We start from the raw sequence: 22,642 nt of genomic DNA, 5'->3' as shown, positions 1-22,642 counted from the left end.
GGCGCGGCCCGTCCTGCTGGCAACCCGCAATGAAGAACACGATGACGAACCGGCTGGCAGCCCTGCGCCGCCGGCTGCGGCCACTGTGGCCGTGGCTGCGCTGGGGCACGGCCGCCACGCTGGCGCTGCTGCTGGTGCTGGATTTCGCCTTCCCGCCGCCGCTGCCGAAGCAGCGTGATACCAGCACCCTGGTGGTGGCTGCCGACGGCACGCCATTGCGCGCGTTTGCCGATGCCGAGGGCGTGTGGCGCTATCCGGCCTCGATCGACAGCGTCTCACCGCTGTACCTGCAGGCGTTGCTGACCTATGAAGACCGCTGGTTCTGGCGCCATCCGGGCATCAACCCGCTGGCGATCCTGCGGGCCAGCGGCCAGCTGCTGCGCGGCGGCCGCATCGTGTCCGGCGGTTCGACCCTGACCATGCAGGTCGCGCGCATTCTCGATCCGCACTCACGCACCCCGTGGGGCAAGCTGAAGCAGATGCTGCGTGCGGTGCAGCTTGAGGTGCACCTGAGCAAGCAGCAGATCCTGGCCCTGTACCTGGAGCGTGCACCCTACGGCGGCACCATCGAAGGCGTGGAAGCGGCCAGCTGGGCCTATCTGGGCAAGCCGGCGGCGCAGCTGTCGCATGCCGAGGCTGCGCTGCTGGCGGTGCTGCCACAGGCGCCCAGCCGGCTGCGCCCGGACCGCCATCCGGAAGCTGCGCAGAAGGCGCGCGACAAGGTGCTGTCACGCATGGCCGAGCTGGGCGCGTGGACACCGGAAGAAGTGGAGGATGCGCGCGTCGAGAACGTGGTGGCGCGTTCGCTGCGCCCTCCCTTGCACGCCGCGCTGCTGGCGCAGCGCCTGCACTCGGCGCATCCGGGCCAGGCACGCATCCAGAGCAGCATCGACATCGGCCTGCAGCGCACGCTGGAAGAGCGCGTGGCCAGCTATTTCTCGACGCTGCCCGAGCGTACCTCGGCGGCCCTGCTGGTGGTCGACAACCGGACCCTGCAGGCACGCGCCTATGTCGGTACATTGTCCTTCGGTGACCGCCAGCGGCTGGGTCACGTGGACATGGTGCAGGCCTGGCGTTCGCCAGGCTCCACGCTCAAGCCGTTCCTGTACGCGATGGCGCTGGACGATGGCCTGATCCATTCGGAAAGCCTGCTGGTCGATGCACCGCAGAGTTTCGGCAGCTACCGCCCCGGCAACTTCGACATGGCCTTCAATGGGCCCATCGGTGCCTCCAGCGCACTGCGGCTGTCGCTCAACGTGCCGTCGGTGGATCTGCTGCAGCGGGTCGGCGCGGCGCGCTTCGCTGCCCGCCTGTCGCACGCCGGGATCCAGCTGCGCTTCCCGCCGGGCAGTTCGCCCAACCTGTCGCTGATCCTGGGCGGCACCGGCGCGCGTCTGGAAGACCTGGTCGGCGCGTTCGCCGCCTTCAACCGGAGCGGTATCGCCGGCCGCGTGCGTTACACCGACGACGAGCCGATGATCGAGCGGCGCCTGGCCTCGCCGGGCGCCAGCTGGATCGTGCGCGAGATGCTCGAATCAAACCCGCGCCCGGGATACAGCGCCGGGACGTTCGATGTCGGTGGCCGCCCGCGCGTGGCGTGGAAGACCGGCACCAGTTACGGGTACCGCGATGCATGGGCGATCGGCAGTACCCGCCACTACACGGTGGGCGTGTGGGTGGGCCGGCCGGACGGTACTCCGTTGCCGGGCCAGTACGGCGCGGTCACCGCGCTGCCGCTGATGTTCGAAGTGGTGGACAGCCTGCCGCGCCAGCGTGGTGATTCGGCGGCCGCGCCGATGCCGGCCAGTGTCAGCCAGGAAGACATCTGCTGGCCCACTGGCGAACGTGCCGAGGGACTGCCGGCCGCACTGTGCCAGCGGCGGATGCCAGCCTACCTGCTCGATGGCGCCGCACCGCCGACCTTCCCCGAACGCGAGGCGCGGCGCTGGCAGCCGGGCCGGCAGCGTTACCTGGCCGATGCCCGCAGCGGACTGCGCGTGTCTGCCGATTGCCGCTTGCCGCACGAAGAAGTCGCCCGCGAGATCGCGCGCTGGCCGGCGTTGCTGTCACCGTGGCTGCCCAAGGCCACGCGCGAGGCTTCGCAGTTGCCGGGACTGTCGCCAGACTGCCGCGACGACGGGCGCGAGGCCAGCGTCGCGCTGCATGTGGACGGGCTCAATGACGGCGCCACGCTGGCGCGCGCGCCTAATTCGGAACACGGCGTGCGCCTGCAGCTGCGCGCGCTGGGCAGCGAGCAGGCGGTGGACTGGTTGCTGGACGGCCGCTGGATCGCGCAGACCCACGGCGCGCAGTTGATGCAGCGCGAGTTCGCCGATCCCGGTGCGCATACCCTGACCGCCTTGGCCGCAGACGGCGCGTGGACGCAGGTACGGTTCACTGTCCTCCGGTAGGCGCCGGGCCATGCGCGGCGCGCGGTCCAGCGCCAACGACATCGCCGTGCTCTGGTAGGTGCCAACCTTGGTTGGCACGCGGCAAAGGCGCCCACCAAGGTGGGCATCTACCGGATCACTCCCCGATCCACCCATCCAGCAGATCGGCGAACTCGTCGGCGTGTTCCTCTTCCTGTGCCAGGATCTCTTCGAGGATGCGCTTGGTGGTGGTATCGCGGTCGCCGATGAAGTTGATCATCTCGCGGTAGCTGTCGATGGCGATGCGTTCGGCCACCAGGTTCTCGCGGACCATGTCGCGCAGGTCGCTGCCTTCCTTGTATTCGGCATGCGAGCGCGCGGTCAGCGTATCCGGGTTGAAGTCGGGCTCGCCGCCGAGCTGCACGATGCGCTCGGCCAGCTTGCCGGCATGCGCCTGTTCCTGCTGTGCATGTTCAAGGAATTCAGCTTTCACCGCGTCGGCCAGCATGCCCTTGGCCATGAAGTAGTGCCGGTAGTAGCGCAGCACGCACACGTACTCGGTGGCCAGTGCGTCGTTGAGCAGCTTGATCACCACCTTGCGGTCGGCGCTGTAGCTGTCGGTGATCGCACCATCCTCGATGTTGCGCCGGGCACGCTGGCGCAGGGCCGTGCGCTCGCTGATGCCGGGAATCTGCGCGGTGGGCTTGGGGGCTTTGGCTGGCTTGCTGGACATGGCTGGCCGTTTCCTCTTGCGGTGGGAGATCAGGTGGGCAGGTGCTCCAGCACGTAGTCGGCCGAAGACACTTCGAATTGACCGGGCTGTTCAACCCAGGCGGCGCGGACCACGCCGTCGACCACGAACAGGGCGAAACGGCGCGAGCGGATGCCCATGCCCGAGGCACTGGCGTCGAGCTCCAGGCCGAGCGCACGGGTCAGTTCGGCATTGCCGTCGGACAGCATCAGCAGGCCGTCGGGCACGTGCTGATCGGCGGCCCAGGCCTTCATCACGAACGGGTCGTTGACGGCCATGCAGTAGACATCGATGCCGCGCTGGCGGAAGGCCTCGAATTTCTCGACGTAGCCGGGCAGGTGGCGGGCCGAGCACGTCGGCGTGAACGCGCCGGGCACGGCGAACAGCACCACCTTGCGCGCGTCGAACAGCGAATGCGTATCGAGCGTTTCAATGCCCTCGCGGATGCGCTTGAGGGTGACTTCCGGAATGCGGTCGCCGACATGGATGGTCATGGGGAACTCCTTGCTGGGGCAGCGTAGTGGGCCGGATGGGACAGGGACGTCAAGACATTGGAAAACCGGCGTGCAGGGCCCATCTTCAGGCTTTGCGGAGCGGGCTTCCAGCCATAGCCTGGGGCAGGGCGATGGCAACCGCATTGCGCAGGATCAGTCGGCCTCACCGGGGCCGCACGAGCGACGGCGTAGCATCGCCGGCGCGTAGAATGAACCCGGGGCGGCGCCACCGGCGCGGCCGAAGCAGATCGAGGTAGCTGGATGGAATTCAAGGATTACTACGCCACCCTGGGGGTGGAACCGAGCGCGGGCGAGGCGGAGATCAAGACCGCCTACCGCCGGCTGGCACGCAAGTACCACCCGGACGTCAGCAAGGAGGCCGGGGCCGAAGACAAGTTCAAGGCGGTCAACGAGGCCTATGAGGCGCTGCGCGACCCGGAAAAGCGTGCAGCCTACGACCAGCTGCGCGCGCAGGGCTATCGCCCGGGCGAGGAGTTCAACGTGCCGCCGAACTACGGCGGCGCCGGTGGTTTCAACTTCGAGGAAGTGTTCGGGGGTGGTGGCGCCAACGGCGGCTTCAGCGACTTCTTCGAAAGCCTGTTCGCGCGCCAGCGCGGCGGTGCCGGCCCTGGCCCGGGATTCAGCAGCCAGGGCCATGCGCCCAACCGCGACACCCGCGCCAAGCTGTCGGTACCGCTGGAAGCGGCCTACAGCGGCGACAGCCTGCGCATCACCGTCAACGGCAAGCAGCTGGACGTGCGCGTGCCCAAGGGCATCCGTCCGGGCCAGGTGATCCGCCTGGCGGGGCAGGGCAACCATGGCGGCAACCTGCTGCTGGAAGTGGAGTACGCCGCACACCCGCAGTTCGAGGTCGATGGCCGCAACATCCTCTACACCCTGCCGGTCACGCCGTGGCAGGCCGCGCTGGGCACCAGCATCAGCGTGCCGACCCTGGGCGGCGCGGTGGAACTGAAGATCCCGGCCGACTCCGATGCCGGGCGCAAGCTGCGCCTGCGCGGGCGTGGCCTGCCGGGCAATCCGGATGGCGACCAGATCGTCGAGATCGAGATCGTGGCCCCGGCCGCGACCGACGAGGCGCAGAAGAAGGCCTACCGGAACCTGGCCAAGGCGTTTGGCGAGACGATCTGAGATGGATCCTGGTGGGTGCGGACCTTGGTCCGCACGCCTTTCGGCCGTTCAAGGCGTGCCAACCAAGGTTGGCACCTACCAAACAAGAGCGTGCCGACCAAGGCCGGCACCCACCCGCGCGCGTCTCAGCCCTGCCCGGCGAACACGCGCTCCAGCACTTCGGACAGCTCGTCTTCCGAGAACGGCTTGGTGATGTAGGCCTTGGCGCCTTGGCGCATGCCCCACATGCGGTCGGTGTCCTGGTCCTTGGTGGTCACCAGGATCACTGGAATATGCCGGGTTGCCTCGTCGCGGGCGAGGGTGCGGGTGGCCTGGAAGCCGTTGAGATTGGGCATCACCACGTCCATCAGGACCAGGTCGGGCAGCTCGGCCTTGGCGGTTTCGACCCCGGCGGCGCCATCGGTGGCGGTCAGGATCTGGTGCCCGAGCTTCTCGACGATGCGCTGTATCCCCAACAGCTGCGACGGTGAGTCGTCGACGATCAGAATGCGTGCCATGTTGTTCCCCATGTAATGCCCGCAGTGTAGTGCGGGCTCATTACCGGCGGGAGGGGCGCATCTGCCGTCCGTCGCCTGCCTGCTACGTTCAGTCGATCCGCACCACGGTGCGGCCCAGCGAGCCGCCCGCCAGCATCCGCTCGAACACGGCCGGCAGGCCATCAAGGCCAACCTCGGCGGTACAGATGCGGTCCAGGTGCTGCGGTTTCCATTCGTTGCCCAGCCGCGCCCAGACATCCTCGCGCAGCCCGCGTGGCGCATTGGCCGAGGACACGCCCAGCAGCGACACGCCACGCAGGATGAACGGCATCACGGTCATGTCCAGCGCCGGGCTGGCCGCCAGGCCGGCACTGACCACGCTGCCGTAGGGCGCGGTCTGCGCCAGCAGGCTGGCGAGCATGGCGCCGCCGGCATTGTCCAGGCCCCCACCGAAACGCGCCGATTGCAGCGGGCCGGTGTCGGCCAGGGCCTCACGCGGCAGCACCTCGGTGGCGCCGATGGCGTGCAGGAAACCGGTCTGGTCGGGTTTGCCGCTGATCGCATGCACCGTGTAGCCGGCGCGGCTGAAGATCGACAGTGCCAGCGCGCCGACGCCGCCACTGGCGCCGGTGACCGCCAGCGGTCCAAGTTCCGGGCTCTGCCGGTTGTCCTGCATGCGCAGCAGCGCCAACGCCGCGGTGAAGCCGGCGGTGCCCAGCACCATCGCCTCGCGTGGGCTCAGCCCGGCCGGCTGGGCGATCACCGCACGCGATTCCAGCCGCACATACTGGCTGTAGCCGCCGTCGCGGGTCTCGCTGAGGCCGCAGCCGGTGGCCAGCACCGCGTCGCCTTCACGCCATTCCGGATCGGTGCTGGCGACCACGGTGCCGGCTACGTCGATGCCCCCCACCAGCGGGAAGCGGCGCAGGATCTTTCCCTTGCCGGTGCCGGCCAGGGCGTCCTTGTAGTTGACCGAGGACCAGTTGGCGCGGATCAGAACCTGGCCGGGGCTGAGGTCTTCGACCTTGAGCTGGGCCAGGCCGCTGCGGTAACCGGCGTCGTCGTTTTCGATGCGGAAGGCGGTGAACGGGGTGGTGGGGGCCATCGGCATTGCCTGACTTCGAGGAAAACGCCACCTTACCCCGTTGCCCCCCTTTCGATCCTGCCGATCCGCCCCATCTTGTATGATCGGTAATGGTTTCACGGCTGGCGCCGCGGGAAGGGCCCGCGCCGCAGCCCACATCTTGATGGAGCGTGCATGGCCTGGAATACACCCGGCGGCAACAAGGGCGGACAAGGCCCCGAGGACAATCGACGCGGGCCGTTCGGGTCACGCGGCGGTGGCAATGGTGGTGGCTGGGGCGGTTTGCCCGGGCCGCTGAAGGACCTGTTCGACGGCGGCATCGTGCGTTGGGTGGTGGCGGCCGTGGTGCTGCTGGTGCTGTTCTCCAGCTTCCAGTTGATCGGCGAACAGCAGCGTGGCGTGGTCCTGCGCTTCGGCCAGTTCTCGCGCATCCTGCAGCCCGGTCCGAACTTCAAGCTGCCGTGGCCGATCGAATCGGTCACCAAGGTCAACGCCACCGAGATCAAGACGTTCTCGATCCAGGTGCCGGTGCTGACCCGCGACGAGAACATCGTCAACGTCTCGCTGAACGTCCAGTACCGCATCGACGACCCGCAGCAGTACCTGTTCGGCACCGTCGATGCCAACCAGGTGCTGGAGCAGTCGGCGCAGAGCGCGGTGCGCGAGGAAGTCGGCCGTGCCGACCTCAACGCGGTACTGAACAACCGTGGCCCGCTGGCCGTGGCTGCCGAGGAGCGCCTGCAGGCACTGCTGAAGGCGTTCAAGACCGGCCTGACCGTGACCGGCCTGACCCTGCAGGACGCCCGTCCGCCGGAAGAAGTGAAGCCGGCCTTTGACGAGGTCAACGGTGCCCAGCAGGTCAAGGAACGCCTGATCAACGAGGCCCAGGCCTACGCTGCCAAGGTCGTGCCGGAAGCCCGGGGCCAGGCCTCGCGCGCCCGTACCACCGCCGAAGGCTACAAGCAGGCCGTGGTGTCCAAGGCCGAGGGTGACGCGCAGCGCTTCAGCCTGTTGCAGGCCCAGTACAAGGACGCCCCGGAAGTGACCCGCAAGCGCCTGTGGCTGGAGACCGTGCAGCAGGTGCTGAGCGAGAACCGCAAGGTGATCGGCGGCGATGGCCGCCAGCTGATCTACGTGCCGATGACTGGCGATACCCGTCCCACCACCTCGGCCCCGGCCGCAGTGGCGAACCCGGACGTGGTGATGCCGTCGCTGCCGGGTGCAGCGGTGGAAGCTTCCCGTGATCCGGGCCGGCCGGTGGGCCGCCCGACCGGGCGACCGAGCGGCCGTGAGGAGGGCAGCCGATGAAGAGTCCTATCTGGATCGCCGTGATCGTGGCGGTGGTGCTGGGCCTGCTCGGCTCGGTGTACGTGGTCCGTGAGGACCAGACCGCCATGGTGCTGAACCTGGGCAAGGTGGTGCGTTCGGACATCAAGCCGGGCCTGCATTTCAAGGTGCCGGTGGTGGAAACGGTGAAGGTCTTCGACCGCCGCTTCCAGGTGCTCGACACCGCGCCGGCGCGCTACTTCACCGCCGAGCAGAAGGACGTCAGCGTCGACTTCTTCGCCATCGGCTACATCTCCAACGTAGGTGACTACTTCCGTGCCACCGGCGGCGATCCGCGCATCGCCAATGCCCGCCTGGCACCGATCATCACCGACTCGCTGCGCAACCAGATCAACTCGCGCACCCTGCAGCAGCTGGTGTCCGGCGACCGCAGCGAGCTGATCGCCGAGCAGCTGAAGGGGATCAACGAGGCGGTGGCCGGCCTCGGCATGCAGATGATCGACCTGCGCATCAAGCAGGTGGACCTGCCGACTGACAGCCAGGTGATCAACGACGTGTACGAGCGCATGCGCGCCCAGCGCAAGCAGGAAGCGGCCAAGCTGCGTGCGGAGGGCGAGGAGCAGTCGCTGACCATCCGTGCCCAGGCCGACCGCGACAGCACCGTGCTGATCGCCGAGGCCGAGCGTGATGCACAGCGCCTGCGCGGTGAAGGCGATGCCGAGGCGGCCCGCATCTACGGCAAGGCTGGCTCGGCTGATCCGTCGTTCTATGCGTTCTACCGCAGCCTGGAGGCCTACCGTGGCTCCATGACCGACGGCAATGGCGTGATCGTGCTCGACAAGAACGACCCGTTCCTGCAGTACCTGAAGAACGACCGCTGAGGTCGCAGGGCACTACCCCACGGGGCCCGGCCAGACGCCGGGCCCCGTGCTTTTTCCGGAGTTCCCCATGAAAGATCTGTTCGCCGCCGTCTGCCTGGTCGCGGTGCTGGAAGGCCTGTTCCTGTTCGTGGCGCCGTTCGCCTGGAAGCGCATGGCCGAGCGCCTGCTGGACCTGCCCAGCCCGGCCCTGCGCAGCTTCGGCGGGCTGGTGCTGCTGGCCGGCCTGGGCCTGCTGTGGTGGGTGAGGCATTAGCAGGGGTCAGATCCCTTTCCGCAGGAAAGGGATCTGACCCCATTTCGGTCCCCTGACCGGCCGGTGAAGCCGTCCGTCGGAAAGGTGGCAGCGGACCCCGGAAACCCGGATAATGCACAAAAGCCGGACGGGCCTCCCCGTTCGGCTTTTTCCGTGTCTGGGCCTTCCATCGCCGGCCGCTCCCCGTCTGGAGCCGCCCTCCAGGTGCTGGCCAGCCCCGCCACGGTTTACCCGTCCGCGGCCCCGATGGCCGCAACAAATCGAGGAGCCCGTCATGGGTCAGTCTGTCGTAGTGTTGGGTGCCCAGTGGGGCGATGAAGGCAAGGGCAAGATCGTCGATCTGCTCACTGAGGAAATCGGCGCCGTCGTGCGCTTCCAGGGTGGCCACAATGCCGGCCACACCCTGGTCATCAACGGCAAGAAGACCGTCCTGCACCTGATCCCGTCGGGCATCCTGCGTGACGACGCGCTGTGCCTGATCGGCAACGGCGTGGTGATCTCGCCGGCCGCGCTGCAGAAGGAAATCGCCGAGCTGGAAGCCTCCGGCGTGGAAGTACGTTCGCGCCTGAAGATCTCCCCGGCCGCGCCGCTGATCATGCCGTACCACATCGCCCTGGACCAGGCGCGCGAACGCGCTGCCGGTGGCAAGGCGATCGGCACCACCGGCCGTGGCATCGGCCCGGCCTACGAAGACAAGGTGGCGCGTCGCGGCATCCGCATCGCCGACCTGCATTACCCGAAGCAGCTGGAAGAACTGCTGCGCACCGCGCTGGATTACCACAACTTCGTGCTGACCAAGTATCTGAACACCGATGCGGTCGACTTCCAGAAGACCTTCGACGAGGCGCTGGCCTTCGGCGAATACGTGCAGCCGATGAAGTCCGACGTGGCCGGCATCCTGCACGACCTGCGCAAGCAGGGTAAGCGCGTGCTGTTCGAAGGCGCGCAGGGTGCGCTGCTGGACATCGACCACGGCACCTACCCGTACGTCACCAGCTCCAACACCACCGTCGGTGGCGCGCTGGCCGGTTCCGGCGTTGGCGCCGATTCGATCGACTACGTGCTGGGCATCGCCAAGGCCTACGCCACCCGCGTCGGCGGTGGCCCGTTCCCGACCGAACTGGACGACGAAGTCGGCCAGGGCATTCGTGACCGCGGCGCTGAGTACGGTGCCTCGACCGGCCGCCCGCGTCGCTGCGGCTGGATGGACATCGTCGCACTGAAGCGCGCCGTGGCCATCAACGGCATCAGCGGCCTGTGCATCACCAAGCTGGACGTGCTCGATGGCATGGAAAAGCTGAAGGTCTGCATCGCCTACGAATACAACGGCAAGCGCACCGAATATGCTCCGCTGGATGCGCAGGGCTGGGAAGAGTGCACCCCGGTGTACCTGGAGTTCCCGGGCTGGAGCGAGAACACCCACGGCATCACCCAGTGGGACGAGCTGCCGCCGGCGGCACGCGCCTACCTGCGTTCGCTGGAAGAACTGGCCGGCTGCCCGATCAGCATCGTTTCGACCGGCCCGGACCGCGACCACACCATGGTCCTGCAGGATCCGTTTGCCTGAGTGAGAGACCGGTAGCGCTGGGCCCTGCCTGGCGTCGCAGAAGGAAGAAGCCCCGCGAACGCGGGGCTTTTTCGTTACTTTGTCGCCAGTCCAGTGCCGGCAAGGAAGCGAAGCGATGACCAGGATGCCAGCGTGAAAGGCGAGACCGTGGTGCGGATCACCCTGTGGGTGTTGTGGAGCCTGTGGGGCGTCGCCTGCGTGGTGCTGGCGCTGGGCGCCATCGCCAATCATCTGGCCTCGCGCACCCAGACCCTGCCGCTGCTGCTGAGCCCGGGCGCGACGGCTGAGGTGACGGTCTACCGCCTCATCGATGACCCACTGCGGCTGCGACTGCGGTATGCCGCGGACGGTACTGAGGCTGACCCTGAAGTGCTGCTGCGCATCGATACTCCCACCGATCATGGAGACTTCCGCGCAGAAGAGCGTTCGGGAGTGGCCGGGCAGGGCATCAACCGCAGACTGGCATCGGTTGAATCCAGCGGCCTCATGGCGTCCTACTTTGGTTATGGCCGCGGCGATGCATTGCCACGTGGCCGTTCATGGCTGCGGGTAACCGTGCTGGAGGTGGACCCTGCGCTCGAGGGGCGCGCGGCAGACATCGAGCTGCAGCCACCCTTGAATCTACTGAAGCTGACCGACCTGGACTACGTCTGGCTGTGGCCGTTCTTCTTCTGGAAGGTGGCGGCGCTGTTCCTGCTGATTCCGGGGGCTGCCTTGGCGGTGTTCACGTTCACCTTGCGGCGCTGGCAGCGCCGCACTCCCGCGAGGTAGTGCCAGACCCAGTGTGGTGGCACTCATGGATCACCGGAAACTTGCCCGAGAGGGGTAGGATCATGCCCATACCGGGTAACAACCCGCCGGTCCTTCTGCGCTGACGTCAAAGGGCGGTTCAATTCAGCCGCATCGACCTGCCGTTGGTCTTCATGCGCGGGTGGAGCGTCGCTGCAGTGCGCGCGGCACTGTTGGTTGCGGAGAATCCAGTCTCTACGCGACCACGGCGCTTCATCGGTCTGAACAGGATCTTGTCGCTTTTCACCTTAAATCAACACGGGACGACAGGCGGGAGTCTGTCGGGGATCGCCGCGTGCCAATGGCTGCCGCCACGCATGGCGTCTTGCATGCAGCTTGCGCTGGCGGAGACTCGTCGCCAGCAACATGATGGATGACTACCGTGCGGGTCCTGCACGGTATCTGCCTGCCAATTAGGAGCAGTCACATGGGCGCATGGGGACACGGTTCATTTGATAATGACGATGCCTGCGATCTGGCCTGCGATCTGACGGAATGCACGGATCTCTCGATAGTGGAGGAAGCGCTGCGCGCGGCTATCAACCCCAATGATTACCTAGAGGCACCTGAAGCGGGCAGGGCGGTCGCGGCTGCAGAGGTGGTGCTGGCACTGTTGGGCCAGCCGACGGCTGCCATTGCCGAGGAAGAAGCGTTACTCGCTTGGGTCAGGGCATGCAATCAGGTGCCATCGTCAGCGATGTTGTTGCTTGCACAACTCGCTGTCCAGCGTGTACAGGCCGAGGACTGTGAACTGCGGGAATTGAAAGAGGAATCCGACTCGTTGGACGAATGGATGGCCGAAGTGAACAGGCTGCAGGAAGGCCTGCGCGCCGCATGCAGCGTGATCGGCTGACGCGTCAGCGTCCGGCTGCTCGCAGCAATGGGTAGGGGTTGATCGATTCCCCCTTCCACCACTGCCTCTCCGGCCCCAGCACGTGTACCTCAAAATGCAGATGCGGCGCGTCGGCACTGGCGTTGCCGGTGCTGCCTACATAACCGATCACCTCGCCGCGCTTGATCACCTGCTTCTCGGCCAGGCCATCGGCGTAGCGCTGCAGGTGCGCGTAGTAGTAGCACCAATGCCCGCTGGGCTCGAACTGGTAGATCGTCAGTCCACCGCGCTCGCTGTCGAACAGTTTTTCCACCGTGCCATCGGCCACCGCCAGTACCGGCGTACCTGCATCGGCCATGATGTCGATGGCATCGTGTACGCGGCCCTCGCTGCGTGCATCGGTGAAGGTATCGCGCAGCTGCGAGGCCAGGATGCCCTGCACGGGCAGCAGCAGGCCGGACGGTGCACCGGCAGCCTGCGCGGCCGGCGGCGCGGTGGAGGCGGGTGGGGCTGTTGCGCCTGGCGCTAACGGTTCCGTCACCGGCGCGGCGGCCACCGTCGATGGCGCTTCCGGCAGCGCGTCGGTCACCGGCTCATCCATTTCGCGGTGCAGCCACCAACCTGCACCCAATCCCAGCAGAACACCCAGCACGATCAGTTGCGAAAGACGCATCGACTCACTCCTGCATCACGACAGGCACCGAGGTGTCCACTGCGTCGGCCACGCGCAGTGCATCCCAGTTGGTCATGCGTACGCAGCCATGCGACTCGGTCTTGCCCACGTGGCCGGGTTCAGGCGTGCCATGCAAGCCGTAATGCGGCTTGGACAGATCGATCCAGACCCGGCCGACCGGATTGTTCGGGCCGGGCGGCAGCGTGGCTTTCTTTTCCCCCTTGCGGGCATCCCAGAACAGCTTGGGGTTGTAGTGGAACGGCGGGTCGCGGTAAACGCCCAGGATCTTCCATTCGCCGATCGGCAGCGGGTCGTGCTGGCTGCCGGATGACACCGGCACCTGCGCGATCAGCTTGCCCTGCGCGTCCAGTAGCTGCAGCGTGGAGTCGGATTTGTCGACCACGATCCTGGCGGCCTTCGGCAATGCGGCCGGGGCGATGTTGGGGACCTGGATGCGGCTGCCAGCCCTGGTCAGATCCACGCCGGGATTGAGCATCTTCATCAGCTCTGGGGACGCGTGGAAGCGCTCGCCCAGGGCTTCTTCCACACTGCTGTAGCCCAGCGATTTCAGCTTGGCTTGGGCGGCGGGTCCTTTCGGTATCGGCTGGAACGGGCCGGCGACATCCTCAGCAGTCAGCGTGTAGCTGGCCAGCGGCGTGATCGTATCGGCCTGCAGAGCCTTCCAGGTGGCGTCGTCCAGCTCACCCGTTACGGTCAGGCCGTGTGCCGTCTGGAAGCCTGACACCGCCCGCCGCTGGTTGCTGCCTACCTCACCATCAATCTGGCCCGGAGAGAAGTTCGCACGATCCAGCAGCACCTGGGCATGCAGTGCGGAGCGCACTGCGGTGTCCGGGCCAGCCTTCTCGGCAATGGGGGCGGGCAGGTTGGGCGGCGGCGCCTGCGCGAAGGTCGGCGACGCCAGCAGCGAGATTGCGAGCAGGGTGGATCGAGACACAGATGAGCGCATTGGGATCTCCAGCAGGTACGCCGCCACCTTGCCCGCAGGGGGCGCCGAGCCGCCGTGAAAGGGATCTGATGCCCGCATGAGCAGGCATGTCATTGCGGCCGGCTGGCACCGGCAGGTGCCGCTGGGACGGGGACTCACCAAGGTGAACGGTGGCCGACGCCGTCGATGGGCGGCGATCAAGATTGCCTGCCGTGCCGCCGATAAGGCCACATCCCCCCGTTTTGGATACCCCCATGAACTACTTGAGGAACGTCAGGGTTGCCTGGCGTCTTGGGCTGGGCTTTGGCCTGTTGCTGCTGCTGGTTGCCGCCGTAGTGGCCACCGGCGCCACCGCCAGCGTCGTGCAGAAGCGCGCGATGCAGCAGGTGGTCGACGTCAGCGTGGCCAAGGTGCGCCTGTTGTCGCAGATGCTCGACGCCAACAACCAGATGATGGTGGTGCGCCGCGAGATGCTGATCCGCCAGGGCGAAGACCGCGGCAGCGATGAGAAGCGCATTGCCGATCTGGTCAAGCGCTATGAGGCCAGCTGGGCCGCCTACCAGGCGCTGCCAGGCGATGCGGAGGGCAAGGCCATCGCGGAAACCATCGCGGCCAAGCGTGCCATCGCGCGCCCGCTCAACAAGCAGACCAGCGAACTGATGGAGCAGGGCGACTACCCGGGTGCCGTGGCACTGACCCTGGGCCCGGTGCAGGAAGCGGCCAACGGCTGGAACAAGGCACTGTCCGATGGCGTGGACTTCGAGGAGAAGGAAAGCCGTGAGGCTGCCGCCGAGGCGATCCGCCTGGGCGAGCGCAGCCTGCTGCAGCTGCTGGTGCTGGGCGGCGTCGCACTGCTGGTGGGCATCGGTGCCTCGGTGATGATCGGGCGCAGCCTGACCGGTCCGCTGGCGCGTGCGGTGAACCTGGCCGAGCGCCTGTCCAAGGGACAGCTGGACCAGGAGTTCCGCCTCGGTGGCCGCGACGAGCTGACCCAGCTGGGCGAGGCGATGGCCAGCGTGCGCCAGAGTGTGCAGGCGGCGATCGGCGCGCAGTTGCAGATGGCCGAGCAGCACGAGGCCGGTGCAATCCGCTATCGCATGGACGCCAGTGCGTTCCCCGGTGATTTCGGCCGCATGGTGCAGGCCACCAACAGCCTGGTCGAATCGCACGTGCAGGTGGAACTGCTGATGGCCGAGGTGATGCAGCGTTACGCCATGGGTGACCTCAGCCGCGACCTGCCGGACTACCCGGGTGAGAAGGGCACGCTGACCCGCACCCTGGCGGCGGTGAAGCAGAGCCTGATGGCGATCAACGCGCAGATCGATGAACTGGCCCGTGCCGCACGCGCCGGCGATTTCAGCATGCGTGGCGATGCCGCTGCGTTCCAGTACCAGTTCAAGACGATGGTCGAGCACCTCAACGGCATGATGGCCAGTTCGCAGGCCAGCATCGCCGATGTTTCCGACGTGCTGCGCGCGATCTCGCATGGCGACCTGACCGCACGCATGGAGGGCGAGTACGACGGCGTGTTTGCGCGCATGCGCGACGATGCCAACACCACCACCGCGCAGCTGACCGGCATTGTCCGCGGCATCCAGGTGGCTGCCGACAGCATCAACAACGCGGCCCAGGAACTGGCCGCCGGCAACAACGACCTGTCGCGCCGCACCGAGCAGCAGGCCGCGAATCTGGAAGAAGCGGCCGCGTCGATGGAGGAGCTGACCTCCACCGTACGCCAGAACGCCGAACTGGCGCGTCAGGCCGACAGCGAAGCGCATGCCGCCGGTGCCGCCGTGCGCGAGACCGAGCAGGCGATGGCACAGATGGCATCGGTGATGGGCGAAATCGATCAATCCTCGGCGCGCATCTCGGAAATCTCCACGGTGATCGACGGCATCGCGTTCCAGACCAACATCCTGGCGCTGAATGCCGCAGTGGAAGCTGCGCGTGCAGGCGAGCAGGGCCGTGGCTTTGCCGTGGTCGCCAGCGAAGTGCGCACGCTCGCACAGCGTGCCGGTGTCGCCGCCAAGGAGATCAAGGAACTGATCGAGGACGCCGCTTCCAAGGTGAAGAGTGGCCTGGCGGTGACCGTTGAATCGGAAGCCGCGATCGCACGCGTGGCGCAGGCCAGTTCGCGCACCACCCAGCTGATGAGCGACATCGCAGCGGCCAGCAAGGAGCAGGCCGCCGGCATCGAGCAGGTCAACCAGGTGGTGGTGCAGATGGACCAGGTGACCCAGCAGAACGCCGCGCTTGTGGAAGAAGCCACTGCCGCGAGCCGCGCGCTGGAAGAACAGGCGCATGCACTGACCACGTCAGTGGCGGTATTCCAGCTGGAGCAGGGGCCGCGCATGCCGGTCATGCCGGCGCGGGCGGCGTAAGCGACCTGTAACTGGATACTGGATGGCGCCCTGCCTGCGATGTCCCGCATGCAGGGCGTCGACGCACCCCACCGGACCGACGCCGCGGGCTAGCGCCCGCGGGCTGAGCGTTCGATCAGCCAGCCGGCTGCGTACAGCAACAGCAGTGTCGGCGGAACCAGCACTGCATATGCGGTCGACCAGGGTTTGCCACGCAGCAGGCCGCCTGCGCCGATGGCATCGAGTGCGGCAGACTGCAGGGTGATGGGGAGCGCCATCAGGATATAGGTACCCTTCGGGTCCCCCTCCGACTGCGCGCCGTGAACCAGCCATGCGGTCAACAGCAGGTAGACCACGCAAAGCGCAAGACCGGTCCAGCTCAGGAGTCGCCGCATCTTCATCCGCATGCCCCGGTTCAACGGACGTCGAAGCGGGCCTGCAGCGGCAGGCTCACCTTCCGCAGCAGATCCCGGACCACCACCTGCGCAGTCCACGTGCCTTTGGGATCACCGGCCTCGGCGACGAACTTCAGGTGCAGGTTGGTCATGTACAGCAGGTTTGGCGGGCCGGTCAGGGCGGCGGTGAAACAGGGAACATCGCGTTCGTCGATACTGGTACTGCCGTCCGGGCGCAGCATGCGCAGATCGCAGTGCACCTTGGGTACGCGGTTCTCGTCCAGTTGCGGGTTGGAGAGGAATGTCAGCAGGAACAACTCACCGCCCAGGTGGACTTCGTTGGCCTCGTTGAAGCCGGGAATGGTCTCCGGCGGGGTCTCCCACTTGGCCCGCCAGTCGGCATCGGAAGTGACCAGCAGCGATGCCGCGAAGCCGCCGCTGGATTTCATGGCATCGGTCTCCGTCAACGCCTTGCCATCCCCATTTATCCAACCATCGCTGGCGGAGCTGTTCAGTGGCAGCATCATGGCCATCATGGCCAGCGCGCAGGTCCATCGCATCAACGGCTCTCCCGGGTAGCCGCGTCCCGCGGCAGAGCGGGTAGTATTGCCCAACATTGGCCGGCAAAGCAGCAGGACAGCCTGGGCAGGGGTTCCGTTGCCTGCCGATGTGGGTGATGCTTGCCGGCAAAGGAGGTGGCATGGGAATCGGGAGCGAGGAAACGCCGATCTTTTTCCCTGCATCGGCCGCGCCGCAGCACGTGCTGATGCTGCCCGGTCTGGATGGCTCCAGCAGGCTGTCGCCCCCGTTCCTGTCGGCACTCCAGGCTTACGGTCTGACAACGCAGGCGATCACGCTGCCCGCGCAGGGACCACAGGATCACGCCACGCTTGCCCAACGGCTGTGGTCGCAGCTGCCCAGTCGTCCCTTCATCCTGCTCGCCGAGTCTTTCTCGGGCCCGTTGGCTGTTGAACTGGCCACGCGCCATCCCACCGGGCTGCGCGGACTGGTGCTTGCAGCGACCTTTGCGCGTCGGCCGGTGCCACTGCCGGCAGCCAGCGCAGCCCTGCTGTCGCCGGCCTGGCCGCTGCCTCCCGTGGCATTGCTGGCGCGCCTGTTGCTGGGGCCGTGGTACACCCGCGGGCACACGTCGATGCTGCGCGAAGCGTTGGCCAGGACTCCGACGAGCACGTTGCGGCAACGCGCCGCAGCGACCCTGCGGGTCGACGTGCGTGCATTGCTGCCAGCAATCCAGGTGCCGACGCTGTGCCTGCACGCGTGCCACGACCGCCTGCTGTGGCCGCCCAGCGTGGCCGAGCTGCAGGCCCTGTTGCCCGATGCCCGCCATGTGTCGTTGGAGGGGCCACATCTGCTGCTGCAGGCGCGTGCCGACGCAGCTGCAGCCGAAGTGGCCGCGTGGATGAGGACGTTGCCGCGTTGAACGATGCGCTCAATTGCGGGCGCGGGTACGTGCCGCTTTCCTGGCCGCCACCTTGCGCACTGTCTTCTTCGCCGCACGGGTCTTGGCCGCCTTCTTCGCTGCAGCACTGCGCGAGGCGGCTGTACCGGCCTTCTTGACCGCTGTCTTCTTTGCGGCCTTCTTGGTGGCGGTCTTACGAGCCGGTGCCTTCTTTGCCGCCGCCTTCTTCGCAGGCGCCTTCTTGCTCGCCGCCTTCTTCGTGCCCTTGCGCGCGCTGCCGCTACGTTTGCCGCCACCGTCCTGCTTGTTCACGGTGGCCCAGGCGATGCGCTCGGCGGTGCCTTCACTCGCGCCGCGCTCGCGCTCGCTGTCCTCGATGTGCTCGGCCTGGCGCTTCTGTTTCTCGGTATATGCGGATTTGTCACCACGGGGCATGACGGATCTCCTGTCGTAGTAGTCAGGCCAGCAGGCGCAGCTTCGGTTCACGCGCCCATTGGCGGGTGGCGGCCGCCGCCAGGAAGGCCTTGGCGTCTTCCGCTTCGACGATGCCGGCATCGTTGCCGACCCGCGCCGCCTTCAGCAGCGTCTGGCCGCCTGCGTCGCTGGCGATGGCCTTCAGGTGCGCCCACGCCTGGCTGACGAATTCGACGGCTGCACTCTCTTTCGACAAGGCCTTCGCGGCTTCCGGGCTCAGCACCACGGCCACCGCATCGAACACAGCCGATGGCGTGCCCGCCAGTTGCCCATCCGCCGCCTGCATCGCCCCATCGCTCAGCGTGGCGCCTCCCACTTTTGGTGCCACCAGCTTCACCTCCGCACCTGCCTTCCGAGCTGCCTTGCTCAGGCTGGCGATCACGCGGGCATCGGAGCCCTCATCGAACAGGACGCCGATGCAGCGACCCTGCAGGATGGGCTTGTTGCGCCCGATCACGCGCACCTCGGGAGCGGGGGGCATGTCCCGCACCGGGGTAGCAGTCGGCGCCGCGTCGGGCAGTGCAGGCAACGCCAGACCATCGGCCACGCGCCGGGCCAGCGATTCGTCGATGTTGCGCAGGTGGCTGACGGTGCGCACCCGCACCTTCAGCGTTTCCACCTTGGACAACTCGAATACCAGCGCCGATGCCAGGTGCGCCTGCTCCGGCTTTTCAAGGCTGCGGAAGAACATCCGGGCCTGGCTGTAGTGGTCGGCGAAACTCTCCGCACGCGTGCGGCCCTTGCGGCCATCGTCGGCGCTGGCATGGCTGCGGAAACCGGCCGGTGTCTCGCGCGGGGTGTCGTCCTGCAGCGAGCTGGGATCGTAGGCCACGCGGCCCTTGGGCACCTGCATCTGCATGTGGCCATCGCGCTGATGATTGGCAAACGGGCACTTCGGAGCATTCACCGGGATCTGGTGGAAGTTCGGGCCGCCAAGGCGCAGCAGCTGGGTGTCCAGGTAGGAGAACAGGCGGCCCTGCAGCAGCGGATCGTTGCTGAAATCGATGCCCGGCGGCACGTTGGCCGGGCAGAACGCCACCTGTTCGGTCTGGGCGAAGAAGTTGTCGGGCCAGCGGTCCAGCACCATGCGCCCGATCACCTGCAGCGGTACCAGCGATTCAGGGATGATCTTGGTCGGATCCAGGTGATCGAACGGAAATGCCTCGGCGTTCTCTTCCGTGAACAGCTGTACCGCCAGTTCCCACTCGGGGAAATCACCGCGCTGGATGGCCTCGAACAGATCGCGGCGATGGAAGTCATTGTCAGCCGATTGCAGTTTCAACGCTTCGTCCCAGACCGTGGACTGGATACCCAGCTTGGGCCGCCAGTGGAACTTGACGAAGGTCGACTCGCCCGCCTCGTTCAGCAGGCGGAAGCTGTGCACACCGAAGCCTTCGATCATCCGCAGCGAACGCGGTATGGCGCGGTCGCTCATCGCCCACATGATCATGTGCATCGACTCGGGCATCAGCGAGATGAAATCCCAGAAGGTGTCGTGGGCCGTGGCGGCCTGCGGAAACGCACGGTCCGGTTCCATCTTCACCGCATGCACCAGGTCCGGGAATTTCATGGCGTCCTGGATGAAGAACACCGGAATGTTGTTGCCAACCAGATCCCAGTTGCCCTCCTTGGTATAGAACTTGACCGCGAAGCCGCGCACGTCGCGGGGTGTATCCACCGAGCCCGCGCCGCCGGCTACCGTCGAGAAACGGGTGAACACGGGCGTCTTGACGCCTACCTCGGTCAGGATACGCGCCCGGGTGTGGGCGGCCAGTGACCGGGTCAGCTCGAAGTAGCCGTGTGCTGCGCTGCCACGTGCGTGCACGATGCGCTCGGGAATGCGTTCGTGATCGAAGTGGGTGATCTTCTCGCGCAGGAGGAAGTCCTCCAGCAGCGTGGGCCCTCGGGGCCCCTGCCGCAGGGAGTTCTGGTTGTCCGCCACCGGGATGCCCTGATCGGTGGTCATCACCGGATGGGTGCCCCCGGCCTGCTGGTGCAGTTCATCGCCGTCGCCCCGGCGGTGGTTTTCGGCAGGGGCGATTGCGCGCTTGCCGGTCGGCTTGCTGGCGGCCATTGACGTTGGCTCCGAATCATCAGAAGGAACCACGACGCTGGAACCAGCCCCGTTAAACCGAGGTCCGGCAGAGGTGAACGTACAGGCAAAAGCAGGCTCGGGTATGCTTGCCCCATGCGAGTCGAGCCCGCCGACATCGAAGCCCTGTTCGACGCCATCCCGGACGTGCTGTTCTTCATCAAGGACCGCCAGGGGCGGTACACCCACGTCAACCAGACCATGCTGCGACGGCTGGGCCTGCGCGCGCGCAAGGACGTGATCGGACGCACAGCGGCCGAGATCTATCCGACCGGCCTCAGCGCGGACTATGTCGACCAGGACGCCCGCGTGCTGTCCGGCGAGGTGATCGAGAACCTGATGGAGCTGCACCTGTTCGCCAACCGCGAACCGGGCTGGTGCCTGACCTGCAAGCGCCCGTTGCTGGTCGATGGCGCCATCGAGGGCCTGATCGGCATTTCCCGCGACCTGGGCCAGAAGGACAGCCTGGGCGCCCAGTACGAGCAGCTGCGGCTGGCCCTGGCCCACCTCAACGCGCACTACGCCGAGAACGTGCGCATGCAGACCCTGCTGGACATCACCGGCTTTTCGCTGTCCAAGCTGGAGCGCAGTTTCCGCAAGGTGTTCCAGATGACCCCGCAGCAGGTGCTGACCCGGCTGCGGATCCAGATGGCCATGCACCTGTTGCATGGCGACGACAGCATTGCCTGCATCGGCCAGGCCTGCGGTTTCAGCGACCAGAGCGCCTTCACCCGCAAGTTCAAGGCTGAAACCGGTTTCTCGCCGCGCGCCTATCGCGCCCGGATCGGCGGCAACGTCGGCGAGCCCGCACTGGCCTGAGCCGCCTGCTGCGCTGTGCCTATCCCCGCGGGCCTGGGACAGGGTAAGGTGTCGCCCCTGTAGCCCGCCGCCAGCCCCGCCGATGCCCAATTCGATTCCGACCGCTTCGCCGTCCCGCCTCGGGCATTCGCTCAAGCCCCGCCAGCTGATCATGATGGGCCTGGGCAGTGCCATCGGCGCCGGCCTGTTCCTCGGCTCGGGCGTGGGTGTGCAGGCGGCCGGCCCGGCGGTTCTGGTCTCGTATCTGGTCGCAGGCGCGCTGGTGATCATCGTGATGAACGCACTGGGCGAGATGGCGGCGGCCAAACCGACCAGCGGCGCGTTCTCGGTGTACGCCGCCGATGCCATGGGTGCCACCGCTGGCGCCACGGTCGGCTGGTTGTGGTGGGTGCAGCTGGTGATCGTGATCGCCGCCGAGGCGGTCGGTGCGGCCGGGTTGCTTGCCACGGTCTGGCCGGTGGTGCCGGTACCGATGGCTGCGTTGGCCTTCATGCTGTTCTTCACTGCGATCAACCTGCTCGGGGTGAAGAACTTCGGCGAGTTCGAATTCTGGTTCGCCATCCTGAAAGTGGCGGCGATCCTGGCCTTCATTGCCATCGGCGTGGCACTGCTGATGGGCTGGCTGCCGCAGGTCACCTCACCTGGCCTGAGCAACTTCACCGGACACGGCGGTTTCGCACCGAAGGGCCTGGCCGGGATCGGTGCGGCGCTGCTGGTTGTCGTTTTTGCCTTCGGCGGCACCGAAATCGTCGCCGTTGCGGCGGCCGAAACCGAAGATCCCGAACGCAGCATCGCCCGTGCCATCCGTACCGTGGCCTGGCGCATCCTGGTGTTCTACATCGGCTCGCTGAGCGTGATCATCGCCGTGGTGCCCTGGACCAGCGAAGCACTGAAGTCGCCCTTTGCCGCCGTGCTGGACATCGCGCGCATTCCGGGCGCCGGCACTGCGATCACCCTGATCGCGGTGATCGCGCTGCTGTCGGCACTCAATGCCAACCTCTACGGCGCCTCGCGCATGATGTATTCGCTGGCGCAGCGCCGCGAAGCGCCGGCCGTGCTGGGCTGGACCGATCCGCGGCAGGTGCCGGTCATCGCCGTGCTGGCCAGCGTGCTGTTCGGTTTCGCTGCGACGGTGATGGAACTGCTGTTCCCGGACCGGGTGCTGCCGGTACTGCTCAACATCGTCGGTTCCACCTGCCTGCTGGTGTGGACGTTGTCGCTGGTCTCGCAGCTGGTGTTGCGCCGACGCGCCGACCGGCTAGGCACCCGCCTGCCGTTCCGCATGGCCGGTTTCCCATGGCTGACGGTGTGCGCGCTGGCAATCCTGGCGCTGATCTTCGGCCTGCTGCTGAGCGAGGCGCACACCCGCCTGCAGTTCCTGTCGATGGTGGCGCTGACCGCCACGATCGCGGCCGGCAGCGCCATCGCACGGCGCATGCGCCAGGCGTGACTGCCGCTGTAGAACCCAACCTACGGTCGGCCGCGGTTGCCGTGGTTTCTGTAGAGCCGATCCTGTGGTCGGCTGCTGTTC

General features: G+C 66.9%; 22 protein-coding genes. 12 read left to right on the top strand and 10 right to left on the bottom strand.

The annotated features are described in order from the left end of the window. Positions 1-29 precede the first annotated feature (29 nt). Positions 30-2,411: a penicillin-binding protein 1C gene (gene pbpC, locus PEM_RS12545; RefSeq protein ID WP_111128957.1), complete on the top strand. Its 2,382-nt coding sequence runs from the start codon at positions 30-32 to the stop codon at positions 2,409-2,411. 115 nt (positions 2,412-2,526) lie between these two features. Here pbpC and PEM_RS12540 read toward each other — a convergent pair whose 3' ends face one another. Both PEM_RS12540 and PEM_RS12535 read right to left on the bottom strand, forming a co-directional pair. Continuing rightward, positions 2,527-3,102: a ferritin-like domain-containing protein gene (locus PEM_RS12540; protein WP_065178220.1), complete on the bottom strand. Its 576-nt coding sequence runs from the start codon at positions 3,100-3,102 to the stop codon at positions 2,527-2,529. Between the two features lie 29 nt (positions 3,103-3,131). Beyond that, positions 3,132-3,614: a peroxiredoxin gene (locus PEM_RS12535; RefSeq protein WP_005418341.1), complete on the bottom strand. Its 483-nt coding sequence runs from the start codon at positions 3,612-3,614 to the stop codon at positions 3,132-3,134. A gap of 261 nt (positions 3,615-3,875) precedes the next feature. On the opposite strand from PEM_RS12535, the gene PEM_RS12530 reads away from it, so the two are divergent. Continuing rightward, entirely contained in the window at positions 3,876-4,763 is an 888-nt protein-coding gene (locus tag PEM_RS12530) for a DnaJ C-terminal domain-containing protein (RefSeq protein WP_005418339.1), read from the top strand. Positions 4,764-4,888: 125 nt separating this feature from the next. Here the strand turns inward: PEM_RS12530 and pilH are convergent, their stop codons facing one another. Together pilH and PEM_RS12520 are read right to left on the bottom strand one after the other, a co-directional pair. Next, positions 4,889-5,260 carry a twitching motility response regulator PilH gene (gene pilH, locus PEM_RS12525; RefSeq protein WP_005410644.1) on the bottom strand — a complete coding sequence of 124 codons (372 nt, stop codon included), beginning with the start codon at positions 5,258-5,260 and terminating at the stop codon, positions 4,889-4,891. An 88-nt stretch (positions 5,261-5,348) separates the two neighbouring features. Beyond that, positions 5,349-6,344, bottom strand: coding sequence for a YhdH/YhfP family quinone oxidoreductase (locus PEM_RS12520; protein ID WP_053498913.1), 996 nt, complete (start codon positions 6,342-6,344; stop codon positions 5,349-5,351). A 153-nt stretch (positions 6,345-6,497) separates the two neighbouring features. On the opposite strand from PEM_RS12520, the gene hflK reads away from it, so the two are divergent. The 6 genes from hflK to PEM_RS12490 all read left to right on the top strand — a co-directional run bounded on the left by hflK (position 6,498) and on the right by PEM_RS12490 (position 11,953). Beyond that, complete coding sequence (gene hflK, locus PEM_RS12515; RefSeq protein ID WP_005418335.1) at positions 6,498-7,631, top strand: FtsH protease activity modulator HflK; 1,134 nt, start codon at positions 6,498-6,500, stop codon at positions 7,629-7,631. After that, a complete protein-coding gene (locus tag PEM_RS12510) occupies positions 7,628-8,491 on the top strand; it encodes a protease modulator HflC (protein ID WP_005414169.1) in 864 nt (287 codons plus the stop codon). The genes hflK and PEM_RS12510 overlap by 4 nt, the downstream gene beginning before the upstream one ends. 67 nt (positions 8,492-8,558) lie before the next feature. Further along, positions 8,559-8,744 carry a DUF2065 family protein gene (locus PEM_RS12505; RefSeq protein ID WP_005418333.1) on the top strand — a complete coding sequence of 62 codons (186 nt, stop codon included), beginning with the start codon at positions 8,559-8,561 and terminating at the stop codon, positions 8,742-8,744. Between the two features lie 274 nt (positions 8,745-9,018). Next, positions 9,019-10,311 carry an adenylosuccinate synthase gene (locus tag PEM_RS12500; RefSeq protein WP_005418326.1) on the top strand — a complete coding sequence of 431 codons (1,293 nt, stop codon included), beginning with the start codon at positions 9,019-9,021 and terminating at the stop codon, positions 10,309-10,311. Between the two features lie 132 nt (positions 10,312-10,443). Beyond that, positions 10,444-11,082, top strand: a complete 639-nt coding sequence (locus PEM_RS12495; RefSeq protein ID WP_005418324.1) for a hypothetical protein — start codon at positions 10,444-10,446, stop codon at positions 11,080-11,082. Between the two features lie 445 nt (positions 11,083-11,527). After that, positions 11,528-11,953 (top strand): DUF4259 domain-containing protein, encoded by a 426-nt coding sequence (locus tag PEM_RS12490; RefSeq protein ID WP_162911594.1) that lies wholly within the window; start codon positions 11,528-11,530, stop codon positions 11,951-11,953. A 4-nt stretch (positions 11,954-11,957) separates the two neighbouring features. Here PEM_RS12490 and PEM_RS12485 read toward each other — a convergent pair whose 3' ends face one another. Together PEM_RS12485 and PEM_RS12480 are read right to left on the bottom strand one after the other, a co-directional pair. Further along, positions 11,958-12,605, bottom strand: a complete 648-nt coding sequence (locus tag PEM_RS12485; protein ID WP_111128961.1) for a M23 family metallopeptidase — start codon at positions 12,603-12,605, stop codon at positions 11,958-11,960. 4 nt (positions 12,606-12,609) lie between these two features. Further along, the gene (locus tag PEM_RS12480) at positions 12,610-13,572 is read right to left on the bottom strand and encodes a L,D-transpeptidase (RefSeq protein ID WP_111128963.1); all 963 of its coding nucleotides are present in this window, start codon (positions 13,570-13,572) and stop codon (positions 12,610-12,612) included. Between the two features lie 233 nt (positions 13,573-13,805). Between PEM_RS12480 and PEM_RS12475 the strand changes: the two genes are divergently transcribed. After that, positions 13,806-15,932: a methyl-accepting chemotaxis protein gene (locus tag PEM_RS12475; protein ID WP_005418317.1), complete on the top strand. Its 2,127-nt coding sequence runs from the start codon at positions 13,806-13,808 to the stop codon at positions 15,930-15,932. 89 nt (positions 15,933-16,021) lie between these two features. Here the strand turns inward: PEM_RS12475 and PEM_RS12470 are convergent, their stop codons facing one another. Both PEM_RS12470 and PEM_RS12465 read right to left on the bottom strand, forming a co-directional pair. Beyond that, complete coding sequence (locus tag PEM_RS12470) at positions 16,022-16,312, bottom strand: hypothetical protein (protein WP_032954416.1); 291 nt, start codon at positions 16,310-16,312, stop codon at positions 16,022-16,024. Between the two features lie 14 nt (positions 16,313-16,326). After that, entirely contained in the window at positions 16,327-16,755 is a 429-nt protein-coding gene (locus PEM_RS12465) for a hypothetical protein (RefSeq protein ID WP_240431547.1), read from the bottom strand. A gap of 251 nt (positions 16,756-17,006) precedes the next feature. Here PEM_RS12465 and PEM_RS12460 point away from each other — a divergent pair, with 251 nt between their 5' ends. Beyond that, on the top strand, positions 17,007-17,747 hold the full coding sequence (locus PEM_RS12460; RefSeq protein WP_111128967.1) for an alpha/beta hydrolase: 741 nt from the start codon (positions 17,007-17,009) through the stop codon (positions 17,745-17,747). A 9-nt stretch (positions 17,748-17,756) separates the two neighbouring features. Here PEM_RS12460 and PEM_RS12455 read toward each other — a convergent pair whose 3' ends face one another. Next, positions 17,757-18,161, bottom strand: coding sequence for a hypothetical protein (locus tag PEM_RS12455; protein WP_111128969.1), 405 nt, complete (start codon positions 18,159-18,161; stop codon positions 17,757-17,759). Between the two features lie 22 nt (positions 18,162-18,183). Beyond that, the gene (locus tag PEM_RS12450; protein ID WP_111128970.1) at positions 18,184-20,274 is read right to left on the bottom strand and encodes a catalase; all 2,091 of its coding nucleotides are present in this window, start codon (positions 20,272-20,274) and stop codon (positions 18,184-18,186) included. Between the two features lie 114 nt (positions 20,275-20,388). Here PEM_RS12450 and PEM_RS12445 point away from each other — a divergent pair, with 114 nt between their 5' ends. Next, on the top strand, positions 20,389-21,111 hold the full coding sequence (locus tag PEM_RS12445) for an AraC family transcriptional regulator (protein ID WP_005418296.1): 723 nt from the start codon (positions 20,389-20,391) through the stop codon (positions 21,109-21,111). Positions 21,112-21,193: 82 nt separating this feature from the next. Next, the gene (locus tag PEM_RS12440; protein ID WP_111128972.1) at positions 21,194-22,561 is read left to right on the top strand and encodes an amino acid permease; all 1,368 of its coding nucleotides are present in this window, start codon (positions 21,194-21,196) and stop codon (positions 22,559-22,561) included. Positions 22,562-22,642 lie beyond the last annotated feature (81 nt).

It is taken from the genome of Stenotrophomonas sp. Pemsol, from assembly GCF_003586545.1.
GTDB lineage: Bacteria > Pseudomonadota > Gammaproteobacteria > Xanthomonadales > Xanthomonadaceae > Stenotrophomonas > Stenotrophomonas sepilia.
Note: the sequence above shows the minus strand (reverse complement) of the source record. Positions and strands in the feature narration are given on the sequence as shown.